The sequence below is a fragment of the Campylobacter concisus genome (assembly GCF_002914195.1).
GTDB classification, from domain to species: Bacteria; Campylobacterota; Campylobacteria; order Campylobacterales; family Campylobacteraceae; genus Campylobacter_A; species Campylobacter_A concisus_M.
The window spans coordinates 24,248-44,957 of record NZ_PPAU01000113.1 but is presented as its reverse complement, the minus strand read 5'-3'; the positions used below and the strand labels follow the sequence as shown (position 1 = coordinate 44,957).

The window sequence follows — 20,710 nt, the reverse complement described above, 5'->3', positions numbered from 1 at the left end:
ATCTTGCCTTATCTTATAAATTTATCGGCATTATTATTGTTGTTAATTCTTTTGAATTTACAACAAATGCTAGTGAGCTTTCATTAAATCCAAGCTCAAAATTTTCGTCCTCGATACTACTTAAAAAGTCAAGTAGATATCTATTTTTTATACCTATGAAAAATTCATCTCCGAGCTCTAAACCAGTTTGATAATCTATCGTAGTTTTTGCTTCAGAATTATCTTCTATAACACTTTCAAATGTTATATTGTCTTTTGCAAAAGATATTTTCATTGTATCGCTTAGCATTGAGATAGTTTTTATGCCTTCTATCATCTTATCTCTACTTAGCTGAAGTCTTTTTCTGACCTCTTTTGGTATGACACGCTCATAGTCTGGAAATTTACCATTTATAAGTTTTGTGAAAAATTCAAAATTTTGGCTTTGTGCGATTAAGATATTTTCATCATAGTAAATTTCTATCTTGTCAAAAAATAGTTTTTGTATTTCATTGATAGCTTTTTTAGGGATTATTAGTGAAAATTCTTTTTCTGTTGGTGTTTGAAATTTAAATACACTAAGTCTTCTTGTATCAGTACCAACGATGTTTATAAAGTCTTTTTTAATATCAAGAAAAGCTCCATTTAGTTCAAATTTTGGGTTATTACTATCAATACTTGGTAAAATTTTCTTTAAACTTCTTCCTAACATAACAGCATCAACATCAAATTTTGATTTACCCTCAATCGTTGGAAATTCTGGGAAATCTTCAAATTTATACATTGGAAGTTTATATTTTGAGTTTTTTTGTTTTATATAAAGATAGTTATTTACAGTTTCTAACATCACTTCTTCGTCTTTTAGACTTTTTATAATGTCAAGTAGCTTTTTACCATTTGCAGTTGCGTAACCTTCATCAACGATTTTTGCATTACTTAGCTTGTATGCTAGACCTATTTCATGATCAGTTGCTTTTATGTTTAAAACACCATCTTTTGCTGAGATATAAATGTGAGAAGTTATAGCACTAAGATCTCTTTTTTCAAGATATGGATTTGTATTTGTTACTATGCTTTCAAGCATATTTTTGTTTATTAAAACTTTCATTAAAAACTTCCTTCTATTTTTAAATTTAATTTTTTTGTTTTAGTAGGTGATGTTAAAAAGTGAAAAGTGCTTTCAAACATCGAAATACAGCTATTTGAAATGTGAAAAATTATATTTTCTTTTTCACATTTATTCACAAATTTCATATTGTATTTTATCCTTTTGTCAAAATTTTGTTTTTTAATTCAGTAACTTTTAGACTAAAAATTTCATTAGTTTGTATTAGCTCATTTATCTTTTTAATATTATGACTAACGGCACTGTGATCCTTCATACCAAAATAGTTTGCGATTTGTGGCATTGAGTTTGTTGTAAGCATCTTTGCAAGATATATGATGATTCGTCTTGCTTCTACGATATTTGTAACTCTTGATTTGCTTTTTATATCACTTTGTTTGATATTTAGCTCTTTACTAACTATTTCAACGATAGTATCGAAATTTATATTTTCACGTTTTTCTTTGATCAAATCTTTTAATATACTTTTTGCAAGATCAAGTGTTATCTCTTCTTTCATAAGAGTTTTAAATACGTTTAAATTTATGATAGCTCCCTCGATCTCACGGATATTATCTCCCATATTTGTAGCTATGTAGTTTATGACCTCTTTATTTAGATCGATTTTATCAAACTCGCATTTTTTGATGATGATAGCTATCTTTGTATCAAGTTCAGGCGGCGTAATATCAGCCATAAAAGCCTTATCAAATCTTGAAATCATCCTATCCTCAAAGCCTTTTAGTGTCTTTGGAGGTCGATCTGAAGTCATAACTATTTGACCATTTTTTGCTAAAAGCTCATTATATGTGTTGAAAAATTCCTCTTGGATTTTATCAGTTTTACCAAGAAACTGCACATCGTCTATTAGTAAAACATCGCAGTTTCTATATTTTTCACGAAATTTTGGCATTGAGTGGTTATTTATGTGACTGGTAAAATCTATCATAAATTGTTCGCTAGTTACGCAAATAACGGTTTTTCCTTTATTTAGGCAGTGATTTCCGACTGACTGGAGTAAATGTGTCTTGCCAAGTCCCGTCGTACCATAGATAAAAAGTGGATTATAAAGTACACCAGGTTTTTCTGCGGCTGCTTTTGCGCTTAAAAATGCGTATTGATTTGATGCACCGCAGACAAAATTTTCAAATGTGTAGCTTGGATTTAAAATGCTACTTTGTGTTTTTATTTGCTTAACATTTATTTGATTTTGTTTTGATACCTTACTACTTTTAGTAGATGAAATTTCTATATTTGGTTTTATGCCTGTTCTAACTTCATATAGATGAGCGATTTTATCAGCATATCTTGTATTTATAAATTTAGCCATCAACTCATTTGGTGCAGTAAATACGATAATATGATCGTCTGAAGCCTTTTCGTTAAATTTTAATTGCTTGATATAACTTTGGTATTCTTCAGGTGAAATTTGTGTTGAAAGATTTTCTAAAATTTCGTCTGCTATCAAATTTTTATGCCTTAAATTTCGAGAATTTTTATAGTGATACTATCTTAATTTTAATAAAACCTTTGTTAAACTCTGACAAACTTTTTCACATCGTGAAAAAGTCGTGAAAAAGTATTGAAAAGATAGTGATGAAAATTTTAGGAATCGACCCAGGCACGAAGAATTGTGGTTATGCAATACTTGAAAAAAATAAATTTAAAACTATTCTTCTTGAAGCAGGACTCATAAAAATAAAACCAAATACACTTCAATATCAAATTACCGAGCTTTGCGAGGGACTCGACTTGATTTTTAAAAATCATAAATTTGACGAGGTCGCGATCGAAAATATATTTTTTGCTTATAATCCAAAAACGGTTTTAAAGCTTGCTCAGTTTCGAGGGGCACTTAGCCTTAAAATTTTACAGCTTCATGGTGATTTTGCCGAGTATACACCGCTTCAGGTGAAAAAGACGGTCACTGGCAAGGCTAAAGCTGATAAAGAGCAAGTGGCATTTATGGTGAAGAAAATTTTAGGAATAAATAAAGAGATAAAACCGCTTGATATCACCGATGCGATCGCGATCGCACTAACTCATGCAAATAATTTAAGAATAAGCTAAATTTGATAGGAAAAAGATGGCGATAGTAAAAGCATTACTAATTGGCGAGGTGAAAAACTATGGCTCGCAAAGTGCAACTGATAAGTTAAATACACCATGGAGTTCAGCTATATTTAAAGTAGCTCAAAATGGTAAAATTTTTGCAAATGAACTTGGCTTTGAGGGTGATAGTGTCGCTGATACAAAGCACCATGGCGGCCCTGAAAAGGCAGTTTTTGCAAATTCATTTGCAAATTACGCCGATTGGGAGAGTTTTTTAGGATTAAAAAATATGGCTTATGGAGCTATGGGTGAGAATTTATGCATTGATGGACTCGATGAGAGTAATGTCTGTATAGGTGATATACATAAAATCGGCTCACTAATCCTTCAAGTATCGCAGCCTAGAAAGCCTTGCTTTAAGCTCTCAAAAAGATGGGGCAATGAAAATATGGCTACTCACATCTTTGAAACTGGTCTTACTGGCTGGTATTACCGCGTCATAACACCAGGATCGTGCAAAGTGGGCGACGTGATAGAAGTTATAGAAAAAGATCCAGTTCATATGAGCATTTTAGAGATAAACAGGCTCTTTTACGCTCCAAATGAAAATTTAAATTTACTAGAGAAATTTAACTCTCTTACCACTCTTCCAAAAAGTTGGTATAGTGACATGGAAAGACGTATTCAAGGTATTTATAGTACGGAATATATGAGAAATTTATAATAGTAATTAAAAATTTTATTATTTTAATACCCACAAACATTCAAATATTACAAGGCTTATGTGAAATTTTGCATGAGCCTTTAAATTTTAAACATTTTTTACGCTAGAATTACCAAAAATTTAAAGGAGAAGATATGCCATTACTTGATAGTTTTTGTGTAGATCACGTAAAAATGCAAGCCCCAGGAGTAAGACTAGCAAAAAGTATGAAAACACCAAAGGGCGATGATATCAGTGTTTTTGACTTGAGATTTTGCAAGCCAAATGAAGAAATTTTGCCAGAAAAAGGTACTCATACATTAGAGCATTTGTTTGCTGGCTTTATGAGAAATCACCTAAACGGCAACGGCGTGGAGATCATCGACATCTCGCCGATGGGCTGTAGAACTGGCTTTTATATGAGTGTGATCGGCACACCTAGCGAAGAAGCCGTAAAAAAGGCATGGTTAGCCTCTATGAAAGATATTTTAGAAGTCAAAGACCAAGATAAAATCCCAGAGCTAAATAAATTTCAATGCGGTACTTACAAGATGCACTCACTTGATGAAGCACACGCAATAGCAAAGAAAATTCTAGATCAGGGTCTAGTCATCATAAACAACGAAGAGATCAAGCTTGACGTTGATGCTATGGGACTAAAAAAGCACTGATTTGAAGCCAGTAAAACAAGAAAATCAAGCCTATCTAAAAGAGCAAATTTTAACCTATCTTGGTAACAAGCGCTCTCTTTTAGGGTTTATAAATCTAGGTGTAAAATACGCAAAAGACGAGCTTAAAAAAGAAAAACTTAGCTGCTGCGACCTCTTTAGTGGAAGTGGCGTGGTGGCTAGGTTTTTAAAACAAAATAGTGAATTTCTAGTCGCCAACGACTTGGAGCTTTATAGCTTTATCACAAACTCATGTTACCTGCAAAATGCCACAAATGAGCTAAAAGATGAGATAAATTTCTGGCAAAAAAAGCTTGAAAAAGAGATAGAAGATAATCTTTCTGAAGGCTTTATAACAAAACTTTACGCCCCACAAGATGATAAAAATATTACCGAGGGCGAGCGGGTCTTTTACACAAGAAAAAATGCTATCTTCATCGACACCGCAAGAAGGCTCATAGATGAGCTAATGCCAGAGGAGATGAGAAAATTTTTCATAGCTCCACTACTTTATAATGCAAGTGTACATGCAAATACAAGTGGAATTTTTAAAGGTTTTCATAAAAATAAAGATGGCATCGGTCAGTTTGGAGGACAGGGGCAAAACGCCATCTCAAGGATCACTTCTGATATAAATTTGACTAAGCCAATCTTTTCAAATTTTAACGTACCATTTGAGGTCTATCAAAAGGACGCAAATTTACTAGCAAAAGAGCTTGACGGCCTTGATCTAGTCTATCTTGACCCACCTTATAATCAGCATCCATACGGCTCAAACTACTTCATGCTAAATCTCATCGCAAGCTACGAGGAACCAAGTAAAATTTCAAAAGTTTCAGGCATCGCAAAGGACTGGAACAGATCAGTCTTTAATAAAAAATCATCAGCAAGCGAGGCATTTTTCGAGTTGATAGCAAATTTAAAAGCGAAATTTGTGCTTATCTCGTTTAACTCAGAGGGCTTTATCAATCAAGATGAATTTGATAAAAACCTAAATAAAATTGGCAAGGTTCAACTATTGCGCCAAAAGTATAACGCCTACCGTGGTAGTAGAAATTTAAAAGCTAGAAACATCCACGTAGACGAGCTTCTTTATGTTTTACAAAAGTAAATTTAGTGCTCGTTTCATCACTTCTAAACCATAAACTACACTAACATAAATGTTAGTTTTGCTCATCCTCTGGCAAGCACTTTTCAAATATAAATTTATGCTCTTCAGGCAAGGCATCGTAGATAGCATTTGCTAAATTTCTTATCTCCCAAAGGGCTGATTTTGAGCTTCTTAGTGAGATGAAATTTTGCAAGCTTCTAGCATTTATGCTCCATGTAAGCTCAGTTTTATAGCACTCTGGCAGGCAGTATTTGACGATGTCTAGGCTCTTTGTCGTTGAGGCTAAAATTTCACGTAAATTTTCAAGCGCTTTTATGCTTGCGTTATCGACTAGTTCGTCATTTGTTAGTACGATAAATTTAGCCGCACGCTCAAACTGCCCTGCTTCAAATTTCTCCTCTTTTTTTAGCTCTTTTAGTGTGTAGCGAGTTGATTTGACGCTTAAGCTCGCTAAGCGGTGACGAGCTAGCTCTTGAAGCAGCGCACGAGAGATACCTTGGATGTAGAAGTTATAGTATAGGTGCTCTAAGGTGGAGGCGTGTTTAAATTTATTGCCTACTCTATCTATTAGCTCAACATCTTTTTCGCCGCCGTTATCGCCTTTATCAAAGCTTTGCCAGCATGTGCGGATAGCGTGAGAGCAAATATTTAGTGGAGTGTGATTTAGTAGTGTTACTTGCATTTTTTCTCTTTTGTAAAATTTTTTAACATTTTACAAAAAGAAGGCTGATTTTATTTGTAAATTTAAAGCATAAATTTTAAAGGGAGACAAACGCTCCCTTTTGTAAAAGTCTTAGTTATTATTGTTTTAATTGAAGAAGTGTATTTAGCATCTCATCACTTGTTGTGATCGTTTTTGAGTTTGCTTGGAAACCTCTTTGGATAACAATAAGATCTGTTAGCGCACGGCTTAGATCGACGTTACTAGCTTCAAGTTTTGAAGCCGCGATCGTTCCTTTATCGCCTGTACCAGCTGCACCGATAACTGCTTCGCCTGAGTTTGCGGTTTGTGAAAAGACATTTCCGCCCTCGCTTTGAAGACCTTCGTTGTTTGTAAAGGTAGCAAGTGCTACTTTAGCTAGGCCAAAGCTTTGACCATTTGAAAATGAGCCTATTATCGTTCCAGTCTCATCTATTTTTATGCCGTTTAATGTGCCTCCTGTGTAGCCATCTTGCGAGATTGACTCAGTTGATGAGTCTTTATCAAAGCTTGTTAAGCCGTTAAAGTCAGTTCCAAGACCAAAATTTAAACTAATGTTTTGGCCACTTTGTGAGCCGTTGTTAGCTGAAAATGTTATCGTTGCTGGGTGAAAACTTGCAAGTGAGCCATTTGCGTTAAATCTAGCTGTTCCAGTTATAACGTTATCTGGGCCTTCGCCTGTGTAGTTTATCTTAGCTGGCTCTGGTACTTGTATAACCATACTCCACTCAGTTCCGCCATCTGTTGTAGTGCCTGTCTTTGTCCATTTGACACTAACTGTGTGTTTTGAGCCAAGTGAGTCAAAAATTTCTGCCGTTGAGCCGTGACTTGACATCATCATCTTTCCACTTGCTCTTAGAGCTTGGCCCGGGCTTAGTGCGCCATCAAGTGCTTTCATAATAGTTGTAAGTCTCACATTTTCATTTACTGCTGAATTATTTGTACCTTGAGCCGGCTTTGTAAGAGCAGTTGTTGTCATATAAAGGGCTTGATCAGCGATTTCATTTGTTGGGTTTTCTAGCTGGAACTGACCTAATTTATTTACAGTAACCTTTACACCATCGTTTGTATCATCGCCTGCAAGTGCTTGAAGTGCCGCTATACCAGCTGCATGACCAGCAGCTTGCTTTTGATCCACCGTACCAGTTGTATTATTATAAGCAGTGGTATAAGCAGTGTTATAGGCTGTTTGGTATGCAGTGTTTGTTATGGCTGCCCCGCCAGTTCCAGGTGCTATTCTATGTGCTGCAGTTGCTAGTTTTGCGGCATCAAGTGCATCTGAGTTCGCGTTTATTTGGCCATCTCCGTTATAGTCAACGTGGTTTCTAGCATCTTCTTGCATAGCAGCACGAAGATCTTCTGTTGTTGTTACTTGTCTTGCGATTTTATCGTTATTTGGATGAACAGCTGTTGTTTGTGAACTTGTATAGACATATTGATAAGCTGTGATGATATCTTTATCAGCTAAACCAGCAACTGTATTTCCACCATTTAATTTTAGATGGATATTTTTTGTCTCTTCAGTAGTGCCTGAGTTATTTCTATTTATAAGTGTTAGTTTATTACCTTCTGAAATTTCAGCTCTAACACCAGTTTTATTGTACTGAGCATTGATCGCAGCTGCAACATCACTGATACTTGATATTGCATTATCTTGAGATTTTATAGTAGTACCATTTATTGTGATATTAAGTGTTGCTTTTGGATTTATCTGTCCGATACTTTGTGGCAATCCACTTCCTACTGTAAATTTTTCGGTTTTAGCATTTGCATAGCTCACCCAAATACCTTGTCCATCTCTTAGAGCAAGGCCATTTCCAAGCTCATCAAATGTAACACCAAGATCGACGCCACGCTCTGTTAAATTTTGCTCTTTTTTCGAGTTTGTATAAAACTGATCATTATTTACATCATTCTCGTTATGGACTTCGTTTGCATTTAAAATTCCGTCATTGTTATAGTCACGTCCGCCAGCAACAGAGTCTAGTGAATAAATAGGAGTGCTTCTTTGGTCGATGGTGTTGCCTGAGTCAAGGTTACCTTTTATCTTTACTTCTGTTGTCGCTCTTGCTGGAGTAGTAAGACCCTCTTTGATCACAATATTTTTTATCGGTCCAGTTGAGTCGATAGTGCCAGTCTCTTCATCTCTTGTCCAGCCTTGAACGATATAACCACTATTGTTTACAAAATTTCCAGCTTTATCACGGACAAAGTCACCATTTCTTGTATAGTATCTTGTTGTTCCGCCATCTGGAGATACGACGAAGAAACCATTTCCTTGAAGTGCAAGGTCTGTTTGCTTATCAGTAGATGTTAGTGTGCCTTGAGAGAAAATTCTTGTAGTCGAGTTTATAGTCGTTCCTAGACCTATTTGCATAGCGTTTTGACCGCCTAGCTGACCTTGTGGAGCAGTAGCAACTCTTGGAGTTTGGCTTAGTATATCAGCAAAATTTGCACGGTTGTATTTATAACCATAAGTATTGACGTTTGCGATATTGTTGCCCTCTACGTCCATGGCTATCTGGTGGGCTTGCAGGCCTGAAACACCAGACCAAAGTGATCTCATCATTGACTTATCCTTTTTGCATTTTAAATTTTTATATTTGTCAAAAGCAAAAGATGTTCCAAAATTTATATTGATAAAAAGCAGAAGAAATAAAAAGAAATTTGGCGTAATTAACGCCAAATTTTATCCAAGTATCATAGCTCCAACTATACCACCGATGATAAGTGGGATATTGAAAAATACAAATGTAGGCACACAAGTATCATATATGTGATTGTGCTCATTATCAGCATTTAGACCGCTTGTTGGCCCAAGTGTGCTATCGCTTGCTGGGCTTCCAGCATCTCCTAGAGCTGCAGCGATACCAACTAGCAAGATGATAGCTGGCACGCCAAAGCCAAGGCTAAGGCAAAGTGGTACATAGATAGAGGCTAAAATAGGTATCGTACCAAAGCTAGTGCCTATGCCCATTGTGACTAAAAGACCAATAAGTAGCATCAAAAATGCACCGCCTATCTTGCCGCCAGATACCAAGCTAGCGTATTTTACAAGCTCATCGATACCGCCACTCTCTCTTAAGATAGTGCCATAACCTGCAGCAACTAGCATGATAAAAGCGATAAATCCCATCATAGCAAGGCCGTTATCCATGATCTTATCTACTTTTTTGTATTCGATACCACCAAAAACGACCATAACCAAAAGTCCAAGTAGTGCGCCAAGAGGTAGCAGCTCAGTATAAATTTGCACACCAAAAGCCACAACTGCACCAGCTAAAACCGCCCACTCTTTTTTAGTCATCTCAAGGCTTTTTGCGCGCTCGATCTCATCAAGCTCTTCTTTTTCAAATTTTGAAGTTTTATAAGCTCTTTTTTTACCATAAAAAAGTATGGCAAGGATAAGTCCGATAAGCATAGAAGCGCCGCCTATCCACATAACAGAAGAGATATCAGAAATAGATGTGGTTATGCCGTTATTTGCTAGTTCTTTTTTTAAGATATTGTGAAAAAGCAGACCAAAGCCAACGCTAAGGCTTACATAAGGTGCTTGAAGACCAAACGTCAAAGCACAAGCTACGGCACGTCTATCTATTCCCATTTTGTTCATAATAGCAAGAAGTGGCGGGATTAAAATAGGTATAAAAGCTATGTGAACTGGGATTAAATTTTGAGATAAGCATGCTATAAATGCAATAGTTAGTATAAAAATCACTTTATTTGAGCTAAGGAATTTACTCAAAGCATTTATCAAGATAGCAGTTAAATTTGTATTTGCGATGGCGGCTGCTAAAGCACCAAGCAAAATATAACTAAGCGATGTTTCAAGATTGCCTTGCATACCGCTTATGAGGCTTTGTGTAGTCTCTTTTAGGGCTGTAAAGAGGCTATCAATCCCATCTGCAATGCCACTTTCAAATCCACTAAATCCATGCTTATACATTACTCCCGCAACAAGAGCAGAGATAAGGATAGAAAGCAAAATGTTAAAACGCAATAGACAAAGTATCGTCATTACCAAAATGCTAAAAACAACTGGGTTAAATATAAGCATGAGCGTCCTTTTTGTGAGTGTTGAGAGATTATACAAATGTGTGGCTTATTAAATTTTAAAAAGAGTGGCTTAAGTGGGCTTGTGTTAAGATTTTGAGTAAATTTTAAAAGGAAAAAGCGATGGATTTAGAGAAAATTTATAAGGACGCTGGGGCGTATTTGGAGGGACACTTTTTGCTAAGCAGTGGTAACCACTCGCAGTTTTATCTGCAAAGTGCGAAGATACTTGAAGACCCAGCACTTGCTGCAAAGCTAGCAGATGAGTTAGCGCGTGTGATAGAGAAATTTGGCATTAAATTTGATAGCGTTTGTTCTCCTGCACTTGGTGGAATTTTAGCTGGATATGAGCTAGCTCGTGCGGCGAAAAAGCGCTTTATATTTACAGAGCGCGTTGATAGGGTGATGAGCCTAAGGCGCGGCTTTGAAGTGAAAAAGGGCGAGAAATTTATAGTTTGTGAAGATATCATAACAACTGGTGGCTCAGCACTTGAAGCAGCGCACGTGATAGAGAGCCTTGGGGGCGAGGTGGTTGGCTTTGCGGCACTTGCAAACCGCGGCTTTTGTAAGGTTGCAAATTTGGGCAATGAAGCTAAAGTAAATGCAAAACTGCCAAGTGACAAGCCGTTTTTTGCTTTAGGGAATTTTGAATTTGAAATTTACGAGCCAGAGCGCTGTCCGCTTTGTAAGAGCGGCAGCAAGGCTATTAAGCCTGGAAGCAGAGGCAACTAAAATTTATACTATAAATATAGCTATCTTTCTTTTTTAAATTGATCGATAGCTAAAATTTTTATAAAAATCCAAAAATAGTACTCATAAAAAATTTTAATCAAGACTTCAAGTCACTTCAACAAAAATTTATAGTTTAATTTTTAAAAGCAATCTATCTTTTATATCGGTATGAATTATTTTTTAGATAATCTTATTTTTTAAGCTACCAAGTGATAATATCTGCTCAAAAAGCGAGATGAAGCTATGCAAGAATATGATATTTTAGACGTTTTATCAAACAAAAAGGTCCTTTGCCTTGAAGATGAAGAGGCGATTTTAAAAAATATTTGTGCTTCTTTGGAGCTATTTTTTGCCGAGGTAAATGGCGTAACAGATGGCTATGATGCACTTGAGCTAGCGATGAGCGATGCTTATGATGTTTTGGTACTTGATATAAGCGTGCCAAATATTGATGGCCTAGAGATCGCTAAAAAAGTAAGAACCATAAATCAAAAAATTCCTATCGTGATCTTATCAAGCCACATCGAGCAAGAGTATTTGTGGAGAGCGGTTGAGCTAAAGATCACAAGATATCTTGCAAAGCCATATGATAAAAAATCATTTATAAAAGCCCTAGAAGACGTTGCTTTAGAGCTTGTTGGACGCAAGCCGACTCTTAGGCTAAATGATGAATTAGAATACGATTTTGGCAAAAAAGTACTTTATATAAATGGTGAAATTTCTCATCTAAGCAAGAGTGAAAGTAGGCTTTTAGAGTATTTTTTAAACAATAAAAATCAAACTATAACTTATGAACAAATTTTTGATTATATTTGGGAGTATGAGCAGCCAAGCAAAGAGGCGATAAAGACGATCGTAAAAGAGCTTAGAAGGAAGCTTGGCAAAGATGTGATTAAAAATTTATACGGTGTAGGTTATCTTTGTGAAATATAAATTTAAGCTAATCGTTAGTGTTTTTATCTTTGTTTATCTCTTAATATCCGCACTTGTTTTAAATTTTTATAATAATCTTGCAATGAAAGATGCCAAAAAAGAGGCGTACTACGTCCTTGAGAGTATAAATTCTGTAAGAGAGTACATTGCAGGCGTTCAGCGTCCGCTAATAGAGCAGCTAAAGCATGATGGCATTATAAAAGAGGATTTTTTTGACGAGAGATTGCTCTCATCTTCATATATAAGCCGTGAAATTTATAATATCCAAAAGAAAAAATACAATCTTGACTTTGACTACAAACTAGTCGCCATGGCACCTTTAAATAAAGCTCATGAGCCAAATGAATTTGAAGCGCAGGTGTTAAGAGGCTTTAAAGAGAATAAATTCAGTGAGTTTTCAAAGATTATAAAAGATGAAAACGGCTCACAATTTTTTGTAGGGCTTCCTATAAAAAGTCAAAATACATCTTGCCTAGCCTGTCACAATAGCGAAAGTGCTCCAAAACAGATGTTGGATCGTTATGAAATTTCAAATGGAAAAATTTCTGAGGCAAGTGAGATGATGGCAATGCTATCTTTTAAAATCCCACTACGTGCCATTTTTTCTTACCATTTAAAAGAGGTTGTCATCATAATGAGCGCGATAGCCTTTATATTTGGGATATTTTTGCTACTTGTTTATAAGATGCATAGGCGTGGCGAAGAGAGTAAAAGGCAGACCGAGCAGCTAATGATACATCAAAGTCGTCTAGCTTCGATGGGTGAAATGATAGGCAATATCTCACATCAGTGGAAGCAGCCTTTAGCTCAAATCAGCTCAGCTTTAATAAATTTAGAACTCTATCAGGAGCGAAAAAAGCTTGATGAAGCAAAAATTTATGAGTTTATAGAAGAGACTAGCAAGCAGATAAATTTCATGTCTGAAACGGTTGATGATTTTAAAAACTTTTTTAAGCCAAATACTTTAAAAAGGGAGTTTAGCGTAGAGGAAGTAGTAAATCAGACTATAAAAATTCTAAACGCCTCACTTAAGAAATATCAAATCGAAATAGAGATCGATATAAGAGAAAATTTTACGATTTTTGCAAATTTTAATGAAATAATCCAAATTTTAATAAATATTATAAATAACGCAAAAGATGCATTTAAACAAAGCTATGTAAAGCCAAGAGTAATAAAAATTTATACTTTTATAAAAGATAATCGTAAAAATTTATGCGTTCAAAATAATGCAGGAGCGATAAAGACTTCGTTTTTAAAAGTTATCTTTGAGCCACACTTTAGCACAAAAGAGTCTGGCAGCGGGCTTGGCCTATATATGAGCCGGCTAATCGCTAACAAAAATAACGCGCTAATCTTTGCTAGAAATGTAGATGAAAATAGTATTACATTTACAATTAGTTTCGAAAATTTATAATTTATTAAAATTCCCCCTTTTCTACCCTTTTTTGGTGTTAGTATTATCAGTATGAAATCATTTTGATTTTAGGATAAAAATTTAAAGGAGGGCACATGAGAAATCTACAAAAAGCCTTAGCTGGTTTGCTCATGGGTGTTAGCATCTTCGCTTCACAAGCCTGTTGCGAAGAGCATAATATGCAGATGTCCGATAAAGCACGTGATGTTATCGCAAATCCTAAAGGCACACTGCAAAGTAGAGGTGTTATCTCCTTGCAAGACTACGTTGTAGAAGAGCAAGAGATGTATAACTGGTTATTTAAAAACCACCCTATTTTTACAAAATATGGTGGTAAAACCGTCGGTAAAATGGTCGTTCACGACCGTGGCTTAGAGTGGCTTGCCGAGGGACATGGCTTTGATATGTCAAAGCTTAGTAAAAGAGATGGCGGTAAGGGCTATAGCTCTATGATGTATAGAATTCCAGCCACTTCATCGCTTCAGTTTCCTAACAAATTTGTAGGACCAGAAAAGTGCGGTGAGTGTCACCCAGCTCAGTATGAAGTATGGAGCAGATCTCGCCACGCAACTACTATGCGTTTCCCTGGTGAGCACCCAGAGGTTAATAACAACCTAACTGAGCCAGTATTTGACAAAGATACCGCTTCTATCCTTCCAAAAGGTATCACACCAGATGTGATCTATGCAACTGTTGGTCACTTAAGAACAAAAATGGGCTACGTAGATGCATGGTTACTTCGTGGTACTTATTACGTTGAGGGCGGCTTGCTAAGAGATGGCACAGGTCAGATCGTAGCTGGCGGTAACCAATGGCAAAGAACATGGGCGTTAAATTTAGACGACGCAACTGTTAAAAAGATAAAAGAGCTTGTCCCAGAATTTCCTGGCACTCTTGAAGAGTATGGCGACAATGGCGGATATGTTAGAGGTCTAGCTTCATACGCCGCAAAACACAAAAAGTCGATGTTTTTCCAAGCGAACTCATCATATTGTGAAGTTTGTCACCCAGTTAAATTTGATTTCAAATCAAAAGCAGAATTTTACGCAGCACTTGGTAATGCCAAAGAGCTTCAAAAACACACTATCTCAAAAGGTGTAAGCTGTGAGGAGTGCCACGGAGCTGGCGGTCACCTTGATGGGGCTACAAATTTTAGAACATCAAACTGCGAACGCTGCCACCAAAGGTTTAACTTTAGTCCAGATCTAGCTCGTGCTAATCCGCTTAATAACGGTAAGCTTGATCTTTCTTTAAGCTCTAAATTTAAATCAATGGGACCAGGATGTGGTTCTGAAGGTTCACAATCATACTTTACAGCTCACTATGATAAAGGTATGAGATGTGTTACTTGCCACGATCCACACGATAACACAGGTCCAGTTGTAGGTGATAAGAGTGTAACAGGTATGAACTATAATTCAGAGCAAGGCTATCTAAGCTCATTCTATACTAAACCAAAAATTAGAAAAGAGTGTAAAGATTGCCACGAGACTCAAGCATATATCGCATCTAAAGCAGATACTCACAAAGACAACACTTGTGCATCTTGCCACATGCCATTTATGATGAGTTGTGAGAATTTCTACGCTGTTCAGTTCCAAGACAACGCTGGCTTTGATACTCAAAGAAGATCTCACATCTGGAAGATCATGGTTGATCCAAAAGAGAAATCTCTAGTACCAGGCGATGCTGCTAAAGGTCCAAGAGATGCTAAAGATTGGCACTTTGAGAGAGATAAAAATGGCCATAACTACGTTGACTTGATGTGGGCTTGCGCTAGAACATCTTGGGCTGATAAAGATATGAAAGATACCAAAGGCTGCCACAGCCCAGTACTATCTGAGCTAAAACCAACACTTCACTTCAAAAACCAAAAACAAGTTTATGATGAAGTTATGGGATGGCAAACTCCAGTTAAGAATGAATTCTCTGAAGTTAAGATTGGTATTGAAGGACTTTACTCACTACTTGAGACTAAAAAACTTGATGCAAGTGATAAAGTAAGAGTTTATGAGCTTATCCAAAATGCTCAAGAGATCATCGATATGGTTGAAAAAGATGGTTCGTGGGGTATGCACGGATTTAAATTTACTAAACAAAAACTCGATGCATCAAAAGAGTATATAAAAGAAGCTCAAAGAATTTTGAATAAAAATTTATAGAGCATTTAGGGGCTAGTTTTAGCCCCTTTAATCTTAAGGGTTTGATATGAAAAATAAGGTTTTAAAATTTACGCTACTTCTTAGCTTAAGTGCTTCTAGTTTGCTTGCAAATGTAGATTCAAATGAGTCTTATGCTATGGGAGCAACAAGTGGTGGATATGTTTTAAAAGGGTTACTTGAACAAAAACAAATAGGCATTAGCTACGATGCTGAGGCCGTTATCAAAGGTTTTAGTGATGCACTAAAAGGAGAGCTAAAACTAAGCGATGATGAGATAGCAAAGCTACTAAACAAAAGAGCTGAAAATTTAGACAAGATAGTAAAAGAAAAAGAAGCCGCCATACTTAAAGAGAATTTAAAGCAGGGCAATGCTTTTATGGATAAAAATGCAAAAAATAAAAATGTAAAAACGACAAAATCAAAATTGCAATATGAAATTTTAAAATCAAGCAAAAAGGGAGCGACTCCAAAACAAGAAAGTATCATCATAGCAAACTACAAAGCTAGCTTTATCGATGGTAAGGTCTTTGATGAGACAAAAGAGGCTCCAGCCCATCTTTCTATGCTAAATTTGATCCCAGGCCTTGAAGAGGGCTTAATGCTCATGAAAGAGGGCGATAAGTTTAAATTTGTTATCCCGTCAGAACTTGCGTACGGTGATAGCGGCATGGAGGGCATACCTGGAGGCGAGACTATTGTTTTTGAGATAGAGCTTGTTAAGGTCTTAAAGCCAGGTGAGTTAGCCGAGGCTGCAAAGAAAATTCACGAAAAAGAACTAAATGAGGGCATTAAAAAGCCTCATTAAGATATAAAAATGGAGTTAAAAATGCAAAATCAAAAAAATAGAAGAGCCTTTTTAAAAAGCATGGTAGTTGCGGCTGCTGGTGCTGGTGCGGCAAGTAGTGGTTTTGCTTTTAAGAGTGAAGAAAGTGTAAAAAAACCACACTTTGGTATGATATTTGACCAAAATAAATGTGTTGGCTGTACAGACTGCGAGATAGCTTGCAGAAAGGTAAATTTAGTCCCAAAAGGACAGATGAGACTTTTTATAGAAGATAAGACTAATCCTAAAAATTTACTCGATAAAAGATTTGTAAGAGTGTCTTGTCAGCAGTGCGTCGATGCGCCTTGTGTAGCTGTTTGTCCGACCAAGGCTTGTCATAAAGACGAAAAAACTGGCATACAAACTACAAATATAGATGATTGTATCGCCTGTAAATACTGCATCGTAGCCTGTCCATATGATGTGAGATATATCGATAAGGTTACTCATTCAGCTCAAAGCTGTAACTTTTGCGTAGATACAAATTTAAAGGACGACAAAGAGCCAGCTTGCGTAGAAGCTTGTAGATATGAGGCGATCGTCTTTGGTGACCTTAACGATGAAGATTCGCACATCAGCAAACTACTAGCCGTAAAAGATAGCATAAGACTAAGAGCAGAGCTTGGCACAAAACCAAGCCTTAGATATATTCCTAAAGTAAAAATGGGGGTGTAAGATGGATGGTGCATTAAATTTTACTGCAACATTTTCGCATGGAGTAGAGTGGGGCTGGCCGATCGCTGTTTATCTTTTGCTAGCTGGTATGAGTGGTGGAGCGCTAATCGCTGCTATACTTTTAAAACACTATAAAAAGCAAGAGAGCTTTAGCCCATTTTTTAAGGCTGCTTCGCTTTTAGCATTTGTTAGTATCATGCTTGGTATGGTTTGTTTGATAGCTGACCTTGAAAAGCCGCTTTTATTTTGGAAAATTTTGATTAATTATAATTTCACATCAGTTATGTCTATCGGTGTTGCCGGACTTTGTGTATTTATACCGCTTAGCTTTTTGATGTGCCTTTATGCATTTAATGATGAGATTTCAAATTTCTTAGCCAAAAGTTTAAAATCCTTTAGCACTCTTTTTGCACTAATAATGAAAATTTTAATACCGCTTTATCCATTTTTAAGTCGTATTTGTCTCATTTTTGCTGTAATAATTTGTGCTTATACTGGATTTTTGATCTCAGTTTTGATTAGATTCCCACTCTTAAACACAGCTGTGCTTCCAGCTTTATTTATAGCTTCAGGACTAAGTGCTGGCATAAGTGGCAGTAGCTTGGTTGCAGCAGCTTTATTTAAAGAAGATCCACATTCAAGCGACCTTCATTCGCTTCATAGCGTAGAATTTAGCGTTTTAGGAGCTGAAATTTTACTCATTTTAATGCTTTTTGTATCGCTTCTGCTTGGCTCAAGTTATCAGCAAAATGCAGCTGTTGCTTTTTATAGCGGTGTTTGGGCAAATTTCTTTTGGCTTGGTGTTGTGCTAGTTGGCTTTATTGTGCCTTTTGTTTTAAATTTCGCATTTGGCAAAAAAGTAGCTAGCCTAAAATTTAGCTTTTATATCAGTTCATTAGCGGCTGTTATTGGTGTTTTACTGCTTAGGGTGTTTATACTTTATGCGGGACAAACTTATAGCATTTAAAGTAGAGGCGAGCGATGAGAATTTTAAATATCTACCGCTTGTCTTTGATATTATTATTTATTCTTGCTTTTGGTGCAGGGCTTGCGACTTTTTTAGAAAATTTTTATGACACACAAACGGCTAGAGTGCTTGTTTATGAAGCGCTTTGGTACGAGTGTGTTATGCTTGCTTGCACTATTTGTTTAGCCATTAGTATCGTAAAAACCAAGATGTATAAGAAATTTGGCGCATTTTTGATACATCTTGCTTTTATCGTTATCTTCATTGGGGCTGCGCTTACAAGGTATTTTGGCGAAGAGGGCGTTATGCATCTTAGAACCTTGCAAAGCTCAAATGTGATGCAAAGCGTCAAGCCTTATCTTAGAGTCGAAATACTTGGAGAAAATTTTAGTTATCCATTAAAATTAAGCTTATTTGGTAAAAACGACTTTGAGTTTAAAAATTTTATAGTTGGCAAAGAATTTATAATTAACTTACTTAAGTATAAAAAAGATGAGAAAAATGCTCCTGCTACGCTTAGTTTAGAGATAAGTTTTAACGGCGAAAAAAAGAGTGTTAAGCTAAAAGGCGGAGCTGGATATGAGCTAGAGCCAAGTGTGCTAAGTTTTGGTGGGCAAGAGGCGAAATTTTACTTTAGCTCAAAGGCTTTAAATTTGCCATTTTCATTAAAGCTTGACGAGTTTATTTTAGAGCGATATGCGGGGCTAAATAGTCCATCATCTTATACAAGTAAAGTAAGTATCGCTGGCGGCAAGTACGACATCTCGCTAAATAATCCACTAACGATTGAAGGCTATAAAATTTTTCAGTCTTCATACGATCCTGACGAGCTTGGAAGCGCTTTTGAGATCAGCCGTGATCCTGGCAAAATCCCAACTTACATAGGATATTTTTTACTTTGCCTTGGCTTTGTGGCAAATTTATTTATCAAAAAGAGCCGTTTTTTTAGACTGCTAAATTTTATAAAAGGTTCGCAAATCGCATTTTTGGCTATTTTGCTTTTAAATGCTACTCCAAATTTTGCTAATGAAAATAATAAAAATTTAGACGCCCACTCAAGCAAATTTGCCAAAATTTTGACTCAAGCTGATAGCAGAATCGCTCCAGCTGGCTCTTACTCAAGAGCTGTGATAAGTAAAATTTCAACCAAAACTACGCTCTTTGGGCTTAGCAGCGAGGAGCTAATGCTCTCTTTTGCCATCTCACCAAAAGAGTGGATGGATAAAAGGATAGTAAAAATCACAAGTGAGCGCGTAGGCGAGCTTTTGGGTATTAATGAAAAATTTGCTAGTTTTAACGATGTCTTTAACGAAAATGGCGAGTATAAGCTGGCTAAATTTGTAGAAGCTGCAAATGAAAAATCCGCCTCTAAAAGAGATAAATTTGACAACGATGTGATCAAATTTGACGAGAGATTAAATATCTTATACCTTGCGCTAAAGGGAGAAATTTTAAAATTTATACCAGCTAAAAATGGCGATAAATTAACGTGGCTAGGCGTAAATGAAGCCTTTGGCTCAAGTGAAATTTCAAGCGAGCTTAAAAGTGTTTTAGGCGCTTATATAGAAAATTTAAGCCTTTGTGTAAAAAGTGGTGAGTGCAAAGAGGCTGATAGGAGCTTGGAGAAAATTTCAAGCTATCAAAGAAGCACTCTAGGCTCCCTTGCGCCAAGCAAGGCAAAGGTGGAGCTTGAAGTGCTTTATAATCAAATGGAAATTTTTAAATTTCTTATATATTTTTACATGATTCTTGGGCTAGTTTCGCTCGCTCTTGGTTTTTATAGGCTATTTTCTGGAAAGAAATTTAGATTTGAGAGCGCATTAAGCCTTGCATTTTATTTTGGCTTTGCGGTGCATTTGTTAAATTTAGCTCTTCGTGCTTATATCTCAGGGCATGCACCTTGGAGTGATGCTTATGAGAGCTTAGTCTATATCTCGCTTGCAAGTGTACTAGCTGGAGTTTTATTTTTTAAACATCAAAGCTTTGCTCTTGGAGCTGCTTCACTTTTTGCAAGTGTGAGCTTGCTTGTGGCTCATCTAAATTTTATAAATCCACAAATAACAAATCTAGTTCCAGTTTTAAAGTCATTTTGGCTTAGCGTGCATGTAAGCGTCATCACAGCAAGCTATGGCTTTTTAGGTTTTAGCTTTGTGCTCGGGCTTCTTGGACTTCTTTTAATGGCTATAAAAAATCAAAAAAACGAGCAAAAGCTTAGTGAGCAGATAAGATACCTCGCCGCAACTAATGAGCTAAGCCTCATCATAGGACTTAGTTTGCTAACTATTGGAAATTTTCTTGGCGGCGTCTGGGCGAATGAGAGCTGGGGCAGATACTGGGGCTGGGATAGCAAAGAGAGCTGGTCGTACATTACGATAATTATTTATGCCATTGCGCTCCATTTAAGATTTATCCCAAGATTAAAAAATATTTTTACCTTTTTGGTAGCTAGCGTGCTCTCTTTTGGTTCAGTTATTTTTACCTATTTTGGTGTAAATTTCTATCTAAGCGGACTTCACTCATACGCAAATGGCGATGGATTTAGCGTTTCAAATTTGCTTTATTTGCTTTTAATGCTCTTGGCTTTGCTAATCGCCTTTGCTTATAGAGGTAAGGATATAAAAGAGATTTAG

Annotated in this window: 17 protein-coding genes; 12 read left to right on the top strand and 5 right to left on the bottom strand. The window is 36.4% G+C overall.

Annotated features, from left to right (window positions below; genetic code table 11):
* Positions 1-13: 13 nt before the first annotated feature.
* Together dnaN and dnaA are read right to left on the bottom strand one after the other, a co-directional pair.
* On the bottom strand, positions 14-1,087 hold the full coding sequence (gene dnaN / locus CYP28_RS07820; protein ID WP_103593768.1) for a DNA polymerase III subunit beta: 1,074 nt from the start codon (positions 1,085-1,087) through the stop codon (positions 14-16).
* 154 nt (positions 1,088-1,241) lie between these two features.
* Positions 1,242-2,552 (bottom strand): chromosomal replication initiator protein DnaA, encoded by a 1,311-nt coding sequence (gene dnaA / locus CYP28_RS07815; protein WP_054195855.1) that lies wholly within the window; start codon positions 2,550-2,552, stop codon positions 1,242-1,244.
* Between the two features lie 122 nt (positions 2,553-2,674).
* On the opposite strand from dnaA, the gene ruvC reads away from it, so the two are divergent.
* The 4 genes from ruvC (at position 2,675) to CYP28_RS07795 (ending at position 5,618) form a co-directional block, all read left to right on the top strand.
* The gene (gene ruvC / locus CYP28_RS07810; protein ID WP_180997959.1) at positions 2,675-3,154 is read left to right on the top strand and encodes a crossover junction endodeoxyribonuclease RuvC; all 480 of its coding nucleotides are present in this window, start codon (positions 2,675-2,677) and stop codon (positions 3,152-3,154) included.
* A gap of 16 nt (positions 3,155-3,170) precedes the next feature.
* A complete protein-coding gene (locus CYP28_RS07805) occupies positions 3,171-3,860 on the top strand; it encodes an MOSC domain-containing protein (RefSeq protein ID WP_103593766.1) in 690 nt (229 codons plus the stop codon).
* Between the two features lie 134 nt (positions 3,861-3,994).
* On the top strand, positions 3,995-4,510 hold the full coding sequence (gene luxS / locus CYP28_RS07800) for an S-ribosylhomocysteine lyase (RefSeq protein ID WP_103593765.1): 516 nt from the start codon (positions 3,995-3,997) through the stop codon (positions 4,508-4,510).
* Position 4,511: 1 nt separating this feature from the next.
* A complete protein-coding gene (locus CYP28_RS07795; protein ID WP_103593764.1) occupies positions 4,512-5,618 on the top strand; it encodes a DNA adenine methylase in 1,107 nt (368 codons plus the stop codon).
* 52 nt (positions 5,619-5,670) lie between these two features.
* Here CYP28_RS07795 and thyX read toward each other — a convergent pair whose 3' ends face one another.
* From thyX to CYP28_RS07780, 3 genes are all read right to left on the bottom strand, one after another.
* The gene (gene thyX / locus CYP28_RS07790; RefSeq protein ID WP_103593763.1) at positions 5,671-6,300 is read right to left on the bottom strand and encodes an FAD-dependent thymidylate synthase; all 630 of its coding nucleotides are present in this window, start codon (positions 6,298-6,300) and stop codon (positions 5,671-5,673) included.
* 118 nt (positions 6,301-6,418) lie between these two features.
* The gene (gene flgE, locus CYP28_RS07785; RefSeq protein WP_103593830.1) at positions 6,419-8,887 is read right to left on the bottom strand and encodes a flagellar hook protein FlgE; all 2,469 of its coding nucleotides are present in this window, start codon (positions 8,885-8,887) and stop codon (positions 6,419-6,421) included.
* A gap of 120 nt (positions 8,888-9,007) precedes the next feature.
* Positions 9,008-10,375, bottom strand: a complete 1,368-nt coding sequence (locus CYP28_RS07780; protein ID WP_103593762.1) for a Na+/H+ antiporter NhaC family protein — start codon at positions 10,373-10,375, stop codon at positions 9,008-9,010.
* Between the two features lie 119 nt (positions 10,376-10,494).
* Between CYP28_RS07780 and pyrE the strand changes: the two genes are divergently transcribed.
* From pyrE to ccsA, 8 genes are all read left to right on the top strand, one after another.
* Positions 10,495-11,103 (top strand): orotate phosphoribosyltransferase, encoded by a 609-nt coding sequence (gene pyrE, locus CYP28_RS07775; RefSeq protein ID WP_103593761.1) that lies wholly within the window; start codon positions 10,495-10,497, stop codon positions 11,101-11,103.
* Between the two features lie 243 nt (positions 11,104-11,346).
* Entirely contained in the window at positions 11,347-12,036 is a 690-nt protein-coding gene (locus CYP28_RS07770) for a response regulator transcription factor (RefSeq protein WP_054197345.1), read from the top strand.
* The gene (locus tag CYP28_RS07765; RefSeq protein WP_103593760.1) at positions 12,026-13,453 is read left to right on the top strand and encodes a c-type heme family protein; all 1,428 of its coding nucleotides are present in this window, start codon (positions 12,026-12,028) and stop codon (positions 13,451-13,453) included. The genes CYP28_RS07770 and CYP28_RS07765 overlap by 11 nt, the downstream gene beginning before the upstream one ends.
* Positions 13,454-13,548: 95 nt before the next feature.
* On the top strand, positions 13,549-15,615 hold the full coding sequence (locus CYP28_RS07760) for a multiheme c-type cytochrome (RefSeq protein ID WP_021090404.1): 2,067 nt from the start codon (positions 13,549-13,551) through the stop codon (positions 15,613-15,615).
* Positions 15,616-15,661: 46 nt separating this feature from the next.
* Complete coding sequence (locus tag CYP28_RS07755) at positions 15,662-16,420, top strand: FKBP-type peptidyl-prolyl cis-trans isomerase (protein ID WP_103593759.1); 759 nt, start codon at positions 15,662-15,664, stop codon at positions 16,418-16,420.
* A 21-nt stretch (positions 16,421-16,441) separates the two neighbouring features.
* Entirely contained in the window at positions 16,442-17,113 is a 672-nt protein-coding gene (locus CYP28_RS07750; protein WP_103593758.1) for a 4Fe-4S dicluster domain-containing protein, read from the top strand.
* Between the two features lies 1 nt (position 17,114).
* Positions 17,115-18,080 carry an NrfD/PsrC family molybdoenzyme membrane anchor subunit gene (gene nrfD / locus CYP28_RS07745; RefSeq protein WP_087584878.1) on the top strand — a complete coding sequence of 322 codons (966 nt, stop codon included), beginning with the start codon at positions 17,115-17,117 and terminating at the stop codon, positions 18,078-18,080.
* A 14-nt stretch (positions 18,081-18,094) separates the two neighbouring features.
* The gene (gene ccsA, locus CYP28_RS07740; protein ID WP_103593757.1) at positions 18,095-20,710 is read left to right on the top strand and encodes a cytochrome c biogenesis protein; all 2,616 of its coding nucleotides are present in this window, start codon (positions 18,095-18,097) and stop codon (positions 20,708-20,710) included.